The following is a 10,431-nucleotide window of genomic DNA, read 5'->3' on the forward strand; positions in this document are numbered from 1 at the left end:
GCGCACCAAGCCGAAGCAAGGCGAGCCCATCTAAAAAAGCAACTGTAATGTTAGGAAACCGTTGCTCTTTTTGATACCGAAGTCATCGTACCCATCGGTACCACATTGGGCGTGCGGCGTCACGCGATCGCGGCGCGCCGTCACGCGCAGGCGCCACCACCGATAGTTGTATTTTCGGCGCGGCGATGTCCAACCATTTCTCTCTTCCCTCGATACGCGATCTCGCCGTGCCCCGTCCGTTTGCGAAACGACCTTACGTGAAGCTTGCCGCGGCCTTGAGCTTACGGGCCGTGCCTGGTTGTCGGGAGCATCCGCTCACGTCTAACCTTCGCCGTGCTCGGAGATTCGAGGGCGGTCGTGGTCAGCGCAAATTTAGAGAACTATCGTCGTGGGCTGCATCATTCCATAGTTGTCCAGAAAGTGCGGGGTCAAAACTCGCTGTATGTCCCGGTTCTCTATCTCGATGAGACGGATGAAGCTGGCGGGAGCGAACCGATACCGCTTCATGTGCTGACGGATTATTTTGTCAGCAGATCCGCGTACTCTTTGAGGTGGATGCGTCTTTGCGCGCGCGGAGTCGGTCTTTTCTACGACTACGTTCGCCAACGTCGTGCATATTTCGACGTTGTGGCGAAAGATCCGAACGGCAGCGTGCATGAGACCGCGTTGTCCGAATTCCAGAACCATCTGTGGCGAGGCACGATCGTCGACGGCGTCGATGAGACCGGCCTCTATTGGTCCGCGCGGTTGTCTGCCGATATCGTCGTCGACTTGTGCCGCGGGATCGAGGAATTTATCAATTGGACGCGCGGTAGTCGGCACGGTGACCGTCTGGAGCACGGCTTGGCGGATTTCCAAGCCCCCTCGAGCGGGAAGCAATTGATGCACCTGCTCTATGTCGCGCGCTTCCAAAAAGCGCTTTCATTTCTTGGGCATATCGACCAAGGCAAGCGCACGGAAACGCCATTCGACAGGTCCATCGTCGGACCCGACAGGCGTGATTGGTATAGAAGCGACGGCACCGTCCGCTTCCCGGTCCATTATCTTGTTCCGCTGTTCGAACGCGGATTTATCAGCCGTCCGAAAGCAAAAGAGGATTGGCAACGAGAAAATATGACGGCCAAGCTTGCGTCGATGCTGTGCGCGTTCGGCGGCCTGCGGCGAAGCGAGCCTCTCCATATTTGGGTCGATGATGTCCAGTGGGTCGATGGGCGAGCGGTTGTTTTTCTTCATGACCCCAATGCGACCACGAAATTTAATTCTGCCAAGATGACGCGCGCCGAATTTTTGCGAGATCACTGCGGTTTGGACTCTCGAGACAAAATGGCAGGGCAACTCCATGCCGGCTGGAAGGGCATCAAATGCAATAAGGATTTGTGGGCGCCCGTCTTTTTTCTTCCGTTCGAGGGACTGAATGAATGGTTCTGGGAAACATATCAAACATATATGAGATTTGTAAGGCCGCGGCTGATGCGGAAGAGGATCGAGCGAGGATTCAAGGATCACCCTTTTCTTCTCGTTTCGTCTGGTGACTCGCATCAAGGGGATGACGAGCAGCCTATCGGTTCACCGTATAGCCATGGTGCGCATGGGAAAGCTTGGGAACAAGCTATTAATCGATTGGCTGCAATATACCCTGAAGACGAGACGTTGATCGTACGCAAGGCGTTGGGAACGACACTTCACGGACTCAGGCATCTATATGGCGGGGTGCTCGGGGAGTTGGGGATCGGAGAAAAGCTGATTCAAGAATGCATGCATCACCTGAGTCCGCTCAGCTCACTGACATATACGAAGCCGAGAGACGAGTTCGTCGACAAAAATCTTCGAGAAGGGGCGCATCGTATTCGCTCCGCTGTCGCGGGCGAACAAATTCCGACGATGGTGCCTGAGGCAAGCCCGATTTTCCGTGACTTGGGAACCATGCTCGAAGACCTTAGAAGCTTGGCGAGGGGAAGAGGATGGTAGAGATTTTCAAAGTCGATGGCCGTGAAATAATAGTTAATAATACGGATAGTCCGATAGCCATCGGAAGTTACGATGACGAAAAGGATATTTTATCTACCGGGATAAGTTGGCTTGCAACTATGTCAGACAGCGAGGTTGGTATTTATAGGTTCAGAAAAGGAAATACGGACCACAAGCGGGATGTCATAAAGACGACTGACATGGTGATGGATTTCATACTCGATAAGCATATGCAGGGGCGTATCTTGCTAAGCCCCGGATGTTTCATCGGCAACATTGACTATTTAATGGATAAGCACCTACCGTATTTTGTCGCTGAACGTTTTGTGCAGGGCACCGCGCTTGGCCGTTCGCTCGAGGCGGAACTCGGCCCGAAAGGAGTGCATGAGAGAATCGCAAAGCAGAAAAGCGATGTAGTTCGAGGAGAATATAGACGAGGAATGACCATTGTATTTGCTAGTCTATGTGGTTCAATTTATGGTGCTAAAAATATAACAGAGCTTCCACTTGAGCCGTTTCTGTGCTGGTTAAACTATTTCCGGGATCGGGAAGAGGGTGGGTGGCGTAGGGATGCGTTAGGAAGCGATAAACGGACAGTAAGCTGCTTGAAACAGGTTGCTCTCGCCTACAGCCGACTCACCGGATTTGACGTCGCGGAAGCCGTAAAACGCAGGCCAGCAGTTCCAAGCAAGTGGAAAGATATTGAAAATAATCCATCAGATCATCTTGTTCAATGGGTGAAGTTGTTTATAGAATGGCGAGATACTATGCCGGCTATTGCATCAAAATATAATCCAATGTTCTTTCGACTTGTCGAATGGTTAAATATATTCCCACAGAATAAAATTTCTGACGTTAGAGAATTTATGATAAATAAATATAGGGATGTTAGTTTTTATGAATACATTGCATCAAATAATGATCTAGCGGCCTCATCTTGTATGGATGCGGCAGGGAAGGCATTGAGTTTTTCCGAGTTCATTGCGAAGAAACTATCTGACGATAGGGTGTTCTACCACTTAGTTACGGATAATGACCTCGCCGAAGCGCGGAACCGATTGAAGGCGGCCGGTGGCGGGCGAAGGGTGGAGGCCGTGTCCAGACCTCTCCCGATCAGGCTCTATCGGCTCACTCAAGAAATCCTGTCCGAAGGCGAGGCCGGGTGGCCGGGAACGCTGTCGGTTTGTCACTCGACCGTTATCGGTAACGATGGCGTCGCCACGACCGTCTATTGCCCTGTCTATCCGACGCTGTTCCTCGCATTGTTCGAGATACCACTTAGGGTCGGCCAGATGAAGAGGCTCGACAGCGGTGAAGGGGATGTCGACCGCTTCGATGGAAGCTCCCTGTCATGGGGTCGCAACGATGCCCCTTCTGCGGGCTATTGGAGAAAAGAAGACAGAAAATGGCCCAACCGGGGCTATGCCCATCGGGCGGGAACTCCTCCTATAACTGGCTTCGCGATCAATACGAACAAGACGGGCCAACCTTATGTCGTACCGTGGCAGAATGAACGTTTGCACCGAATGCTGTACGAGCTTCGGCTTTGGCAGGAGCGTTACAATCCGATAGCTCGTCCTATCGTCCCCACCCAGTATGTGGACGCCGCAGATAAAGCCGATGAAGGCAAACTGGAAAATGACTATCCAGACATTTTCCCCCTTTTCCGATTGCCCGTTCATGCTGCGAATGAACGGGCTGGCTGTCCGCCGAGCGGAACGCAGACATACTCATTCTGGCAGAAACTCATGGTCGAGGTGGAGACCCGGTGGAACCGGGATAATCCAGACGACCGAATCGAGATAGTGCCGGTAAACGAGAAGGGCGTTCTCTCCGCCCCGAAATACAATCCCCATGGCTTGCGCGTGGCCGGGCTGACCCTGATGGTGCAAGCCAAGGTGCCCATCGAGGTGATCAGCAAGCTCATCGCCGGCCACAAGACCATTCTGATGACCTTGTATTACATCAAGGCCGACCCCGCTTCCGTGCATGAGGCACTCGAGACCGCCGCCCAGTCCAAGGAAGCCGCGATGATCGCGGCAAGCCTGCGGGACCTCAAGGCAGCCTCCTTCGAGCAAGCTCAGCGAAAGGCCGCTGTCATTTCCGAGGACGGGTTGCTGGCTGCGACGCAAATGGACGCATCGGGCAAGATGCTGTGGTCGGACACCGGCCTTGGAATATGCCCGTGGGATGGAGAACGATGCAGCGACGGGGGGCCGCGGCTCAGGAAAAACACGGTTCACGGCGTTAGCAAAGACGTCTACGCTCCCGTCGAAGGGGGAGAGGGGAACTGCATCCTTTGCCGCCACTTCATTTCCGGCCCGGCGTGGCGCACGCCGCTCTGGCTCTACGGAACCAAGCTCACACGGCAACTGGCTTCCAAGTCCCAGCGGATGGAGGAGTTGCAGGAGGAAGTCGTGCGCCTTCGCGAGGGGGCTGCCGAAGGGGACGGGCGCCGAATTGCGCGGGAGATCGAGCGGCGCGAGGGCGAGATGAACCGCCTCGGCCATGACCGGGAGCTGCTCGGAAACGCGATATGGAACGTGTTTAGATTGCTGGAAATCTGCGATGGGATCGAGGCCTCGCCTTCGCCCGACGGGCAGACAGAGGGCGTCGCTCTCATAGCGCATGACCGATCGTCGGTCGTCGAATTCGTCGAGGTATCGGAGTTCGAGCAGGCGGCGATCATCACCGCCGCCAGCAGAATATACCCGGTATTGCATGACCAAGAGGCGGAAGCCTCGCGCGACCACTTCCTCAATTCGCTGCTGTGGAACAGCGGCGGGACTCCGCTCGCGTTTGCCCCGCTTTCCGACGAGGCTAAGCGACGCGGGTTCGACGCTCTTGCGAAGCTCATTCTTCAACGTGCCGAGCGGGAGGAAATCCGCGCTTTCGCGTCGAAAGCGTTGCGGCTTCAGGACATCGGTCTCGAGGGCGAAGCTGCCGCTGTGCTCTCGTCCGCGGTCGGGCAGCCGTTCATGTTGTCGGCAAAGCCGCGCGATCCTTTCCGGATCGGTCGCTCGGAGCCGGTCGGATGACGAAGCGCGACGTCGAGGCCGAGATTCTCTATGCCCTCGACCATTTCGTCGCGAGGGGTGGCGCGCTGCCCGGCACGAACGACGGGAAGGTCAACGTCGCCGCCTTGTGCCGGGAGCTCGGCCTCAGGACGTCCGACGCGCAGCATCTCTTCCGCAAGGAGGCGGTGAAGGTCGCGGTGAACGCGATGGCGGAGGAACAGGGGCTGGCGCCGATCGGCGCCCGCGCCGACCGCGACGCCGCCGACGAGGCTATCCATGCCAACATCGCGAGGACGGCGGCTCAGGCCAGAAGGGACGCCCAAGCGGCCACGGAACAATCCGCCGCCGCCGCCGTGCTGCTTGACGAACTCGCCGCCGCCAGAGCCGAGGTCGAACGCCTGCGGTTGGAAAACGAATCCCTGCGCGCCCGCTTGCGGATCTGCGACGACGGGGGCGTTCCGCCATTCTGATGCGCGTCGCCGTCACCAACATTCTCTGGGCCGGATCGAACGGCGTCATCTTCTCGGCGAAGACCGAGGAAGGCCGCCCGGTCGTCGTCCGCCACGGCGAGCCGCTGAAGCCTGCCCCCGGCGAAATCTACGACGTGACCGGGGCGGAGCGGGAATACGTCGACGAGCGCGGCGGCAGGCGCCGGCAGATCGAGGCGGACTCGGTCGAAAGGGCGAGCGCCGCCGGTTCGCTGCTCGGGCCTTGGCTGCGCTCGCTCCCCGGCGTCGGCGCCGAGCGCGCTGGACGGCTGGTCGAGCGGTTCGGCGCAGGATTGATCCAAGCCCTTGGAGACCCGGCGCAATCCGCGGAACTCGCGGAGGCTCTCGCGCCGGGGCGTCCGCATCTCGGGTCGAAGCTGGCCGCGCTTCTGCAAGCTCGCTGGGTCGCGATGCGCGCCGCGGAGGCGACGGCTTTGGACGAGGGCTCCTTCTACGCCCGGCTCGAGGAATACGGCGTGACGGACCGGCGCGCCGCGCGATCCATCTATCGGCTTCTGGGTTCGACGAATTCGTGGGCCAAGCTCCTCGAGCACCCCTACGCGGTCGCGGCGGTGCTGGACTGGCGCGCAGCCGATCATGTCGGCGTTCGGCTCCTGAGGGCCAGAGGGGACGCCGTCGATCCGCTGCGGCACCGGGACCGATTGATCGGCGCGTGCGACGCCGCTTGGCGCGCGATACTCGCCGGCGGCAGCACGGCGGCGGATGCCGAAGAATATGCTATGAGGCTCGGACGCTTGGACGTCGACGCCGGGGAGGCGTTGGAACTCGGCATAGCCGCTCGCCGCGCTATTCGCGTTGCCGGCGTGCTTCGCGCGCCCGGCGCGGCGCGTCTCGAACGGGCTGTCGCCGGCGAACTCGCCCGCCTTGCCGCCGCGCCGGCGGCGATCGAGGAGTGGCCGCTTCTGGTGCGGCGCCATGAGCCTCAGACGCACCCCCTCACCGACGAGCAGAGGCGGGCCGTCGTCGAGATCCTCAAAAGGCCGGTCGCGATCCTTCAGGGAGGGGCCGGCACCGGAAAGACCACCACGGTCCGCGTCGTGGTCGACGCGTGGCTCGGCGCCGGCGGAAGCATCGTTCTGGCCGCGCTCTCGGGCAAGGCCGCGCTCCGACTGTCCCGGTCCACCGGGCGGCTTGCGCTCACGCTGGCGCGTCTACTCCACGGCCTCGAGAGGCGCGCCGAGCTGGAGAGCGAAGGCCGGCCCATTCCCGAGGACCTTCCGCGGATCGGTCCCGACACGATGCTGGTGGTGGACGAATCGTCGATGGTCGACCTCGCGACCTGGCGCCGGGTGCTCGCCAGACTGCCGGCAGGGGGCCGGCTGGTGATGGTCGGGGACGTGGCGCAGCTTCCGCCGGTCGGCCTCGGGCGCGTCTATCACGATCTCGTCGAGGACGGTCGTCTCGTCAGCCGGCTGACGAGGGTGATGCGCCAAGCCGAGGACAATCCGATCGTCGCCGCTGCGGGACTGGTGCGCGACGGGGTCGTTCCGACGCCGCCCGTCTATGCCGGGCCGGAAAGAAAAGGCGTCTTCATGGTCGAATGTCCCACGGGGGGCATAGTGGAGGTTGTCGAACGCCTTCGCGCCGAAATGGCCGGGGCCGACGGCGGCGACGACGTGCTCGTTCTCGCCGCGCTCAATGCGACCTGCCGGGGCATCTGCAAGGACATGCAGGAGAAGCGCGAGGCGTCGGGCGCCCCCGGCGCCCGACTGGGCCCGCTCGCGCCCTTCGTGGCGGTCGGCGACCCGGTCATGGCGACGAAGAACCGCTACGACGAGGCGTTGATGAACGGGCTGCTGGGCAGGGTCGAGAGCGTCGACCCGGCGGCGATCAGGTTCGACGGCGAGGAGGTGGCTAGACAAGTCAGCCGGGACGCGCTGGCCGAGCTCGTCTCCGCTTGGGCCATCACCGGCCACCGGGCGCAGGGATCGGAAGCCCGGCGGGTCATCGTGGCCTTGGACGGCGTCCAATCGATGACAAGGGAGTGGCTCTACACCGCGATTACGCGAGCCACCCAGCAGGTCGTCCTCGTCGGCGCCAAGTCGTCGCTCCGAGCGGCGGTCGGTCGGCGCACGATGAGAGTTACCGGATTTCCGTTCGAATTGGCCGCGTTGGAGCGGCAGGAGACGTTGAAATGAGCAAGAAAGTCGATGACATAGTCCGCGAGGCCGAGGCGCGATCGAGGGATTTGATCGGCGAGATCGACGAAAGCCGGGGAGCCCATCGCGCGAACGCCGAACTGGTCGTCGCGGTCTGCAAGGAGTTTCTCACGGCCAAGCCTGTCCAGGAGCCCTCGGCTATTCGCGTCGCGGAAGCCGGGGCGGTCCGCTACCCGAGTTTTCCGGCCAAGCAGTCCCTGAAGAACCGCTACCGCGATCTTCTCCGCATCTGGCGGGGCGCGTACGAGGCGATAGTGAGCGTCACGGCGCCGAAAGCGCTCAAGGTCTCCGATGAGGTGTTCGGCAGCACATTGGAGCATCTCGACAGCAGCAGCAAGGCGCTCGTCCAGACGCTGCGGCAGACTCTGGAAGAGCTGCGAAGCGACAACAATCGTTTGAAAAGCATTATCTTGAAGGAGATACCTGCACCCCGGCGAGAGGATGAAATGGTCGCGGCGGCGACGCCGGCTCTCTTACCCCTTCAGTCTTCGTCGGTCCTGAAGAAATGGATGGACGGGCTGAACTCTAACGATGGCCCGCTCAAGCTGGAGCCGGCCGGGGTGCGCGTTACCAACAAAAGCTTCCCGGGGCGGGTCGTCATTCCGCCTGAAGTCGTCGAGGTGCTGAAGTCGCTGTGCTGACGGGCTTGGAGATCATACAGAACATAGGCCTGCATAAGGTTCGATCGATGCTCCAAATCGGTTGAGTCAAAGTTATGGTCGTGCATACTCATCGGCTTGTTTCGCTGGAATTTGGGAGGAGGCGTGGTCAGCGTCGCGCAGCAGTGGAATCCCGATGACTGGGAGGCCTTCGCATTGAGTCTGCTACAAGGGCGGCACGGCTCATTTAATATTCATAAGATGCCAGCCGGCCATATAGGCGATCTCGGCATCGACTTCTATTGTACAGGAGAAGCAGTAATTTATCAGTGCTTCGCCGTTGAGGAACCAGTCGACATTTCAAAGCGTGCGAAACGCCAAAAAGAAAAAATAACTACTGACCTTGGGAAGTTAATTAAAAATAGCAATGAGATATCAAAGCTGTTTATCGGGGTTCCAGTTAGAAATTGGATTTTACTTGTTCCGATTCATGATAGCAAGGATGTTAATTTACACTGCTCAAAAAAGACGAGCGATTTGCGTAATCTTAAGCTGAGCCATCTTGACGAGAACTTTGAAGTCAGCATACAGGATCAAAGTTCTTTCCCGGCGGGCACTGTGGGGGCAGCGATATCTGCGCTGACAAACGTATCTCTCAGAGTTGAGCCGCCGACACCCGAAGAGTTGGAGTCGTGGCAGGCGGGCTCGCCGAATCTTCTCGCCAACGCGACCAAGAAGCTGGGCAAGCGCACGGGAGTAGGAAAAGAACAGGCGGCGGTGAGCGCCGCAGTCGAATCATTCTTGAAGGGCAACGCCTTAATTGATGAGTTACGTTCCAGCGCGCCAGATCTGCACGAGAGGGTGGCCGGCGCCATAACGCGTCATGCGCGCCGACTTAGCTTGGCCGGGCCAAGCGGAGGTCCTGCGCCAAGTGCGATTCTTCATAGCGAAAGCGAGTCCTTGATCGGCGCTATCAAAGATGCTGCGCCAAGTCTGTCCACGGAGAACGCCTATGAGATAGCTTGGGGTGCGATTTCCGACTGGGTTATGCGGTGCTCTTTGGATTTTCCCTGACGATGCGGACTGACAATTTGTTCAAGCAGGCGGTCCTCGACGCGCCATTCTCCTTTACAGCCAGACCGGAACCGGTACCTGGGGATCTCAGGATGTCTTGGGGAATTGGTATTCTCCTGCTCGCTCTATTTTATAGCCATGGGAAAAAGGCGAGCTTTCAGAAACTCCAGTTCCTTGCCCACGCGGTTAGAATCCGCGAGGGAAGGGAAGACGTGATGGCCCTACTGAGAGGAGAACTGCATAGTTCAGATCTCTCGGTGCGCGTCGAGCCGTGGCTCAATCGGGCCGTGGCGTTCGCGCATGGTCTTGGCTTGCTGGGCGTGGCTAAGGGCAAGTCAGTGAGCTTAACGGACAAAGGACGTGAGACCGCGGCAGCCATTAACGCCAACAATGAGGTGTTCATCGCGGAGCGAGCTTTCCTCGCAGAGGCCGCACGGCGGCTGACGGAGGCGCAACTCGACAAGATTTGGCGGATGGAGGATCCGTCGTGACGCTGCGTATTCGACATCTTCGTATGCGCGCAAAGACCCCTGCCGGCCCATACGGCGCGGATATTCGCTTCGCATCAGGCCTCAATGTTATTTGGGCGGATAACACCAAGGGAAAGTCTACATGTATGCAAGGAATGCTTTATGCCCTAGGGCTGGAGCGAATGCTCAGCCCTAGGCGGGAAGTACCGTTGCCCCATGCTATGACGTCCTTTCTGAAAAACGACGATGAAACCCAGTTGAATGTATTAGAATCTACTGTTTCTCTCGAGATAGAAAACGGTGCAAAGCAGGTTATCACCGTGCACCGCTCGATCAAAAACGCGCTCGTCGATAACCGCCTCATCAGCGTCGATTTTGGTCCGACGCTGACTGATAAAACCGTAAGAACTGAGAGACGAAACTTTTTTGTCGTCGATGGCGGCGCGGCGAAGCGTGAGGATGGTTTCCATCACTTTTTGGAGCAGTTCTTAGGGTGGCAGTTGCCGTTGGTTAGGCGGTACGAGGGTTCAGACTGCAAGCTGTACCTCGAAACCATTTTTCCACTCTTTTGGGTGGAACATGACGTGCCCCCGAAGTTTCATCCAGCGGCGAGTTGAGTCCCGGCGGTTGATACG

General features: G+C 58.9%; 8 protein-coding genes. All 8 read left to right on the forward strand.

Annotated elements, in window-relative coordinates; all coding sequences use genetic code 11:
* Positions 1–357: 357 nt before the first annotated feature.
* The gene (locus KP010_RS22010) at positions 358–1,968 is read left to right on the forward strand and encodes a hypothetical protein (RefSeq protein ID WP_216281821.1); all 1,611 of its coding nucleotides are present in this window, start codon (positions 358–360) and stop codon (positions 1,966–1,968) included.
* Entirely contained in the window at positions 1,962–5,006 is a 3,045-nt protein-coding gene (locus KP010_RS22015) for a VPA1269 family protein (RefSeq protein ID WP_216281823.1), read from the forward strand. The genes KP010_RS22010 and KP010_RS22015 overlap by 7 nt, the downstream gene beginning before the upstream one ends.
* Positions 5,003–5,455 carry a hypothetical protein gene (locus KP010_RS22020; protein ID WP_216281825.1) on the forward strand — a complete coding sequence of 151 codons (453 nt, stop codon included), beginning with the start codon at positions 5,003–5,005 and terminating at the stop codon, positions 5,453–5,455. The genes KP010_RS22015 and KP010_RS22020 overlap by 4 nt, the downstream gene beginning before the upstream one ends.
* Complete coding sequence (locus KP010_RS22025; RefSeq protein ID WP_216281827.1) at positions 5,455–7,632, forward strand: ATP-dependent RecD-like DNA helicase; 2,178 nt, start codon at positions 5,455–5,457, stop codon at positions 7,630–7,632. The genes KP010_RS22020 and KP010_RS22025 overlap by 1 nt, the downstream gene beginning before the upstream one ends.
* Positions 7,629–8,294 (forward strand): hypothetical protein, encoded by a 666-nt coding sequence (locus KP010_RS22030; protein ID WP_216281829.1) that lies wholly within the window; start codon positions 7,629–7,631, stop codon positions 8,292–8,294. Before KP010_RS22025 ends, KP010_RS22030 begins: the two co-directional genes overlap by 4 nt.
* A 123-nt stretch (positions 8,295–8,417) precedes the next feature.
* A complete protein-coding gene (locus KP010_RS22035; RefSeq protein WP_216281830.1) occupies positions 8,418–9,326 on the forward strand; it encodes a hypothetical protein in 909 nt (302 codons plus the stop codon).
* 2 nt (positions 9,327–9,328) lie between these two features.
* The gene (locus KP010_RS22040; protein WP_216281831.1) at positions 9,329–9,817 is read left to right on the forward strand and encodes a hypothetical protein; all 489 of its coding nucleotides are present in this window, start codon (positions 9,329–9,331) and stop codon (positions 9,815–9,817) included.
* Positions 9,814–10,413 (forward strand): ATP-binding protein, encoded by a 600-nt coding sequence (locus tag KP010_RS22045; RefSeq protein WP_216281832.1) that lies wholly within the window; start codon positions 9,814–9,816, stop codon positions 10,411–10,413. Before KP010_RS22040 ends, KP010_RS22045 begins: the two co-directional genes overlap by 4 nt.
* Positions 10,414–10,431: the final 18 nt, after the last annotated feature.

This window comes from Methylosinus sp. KRF6 (assembly GCF_018887255.1).
Lineage (GTDB): Bacteria > Pseudomonadota > Alphaproteobacteria > Rhizobiales > Beijerinckiaceae > Methylosinus > Methylosinus sporium.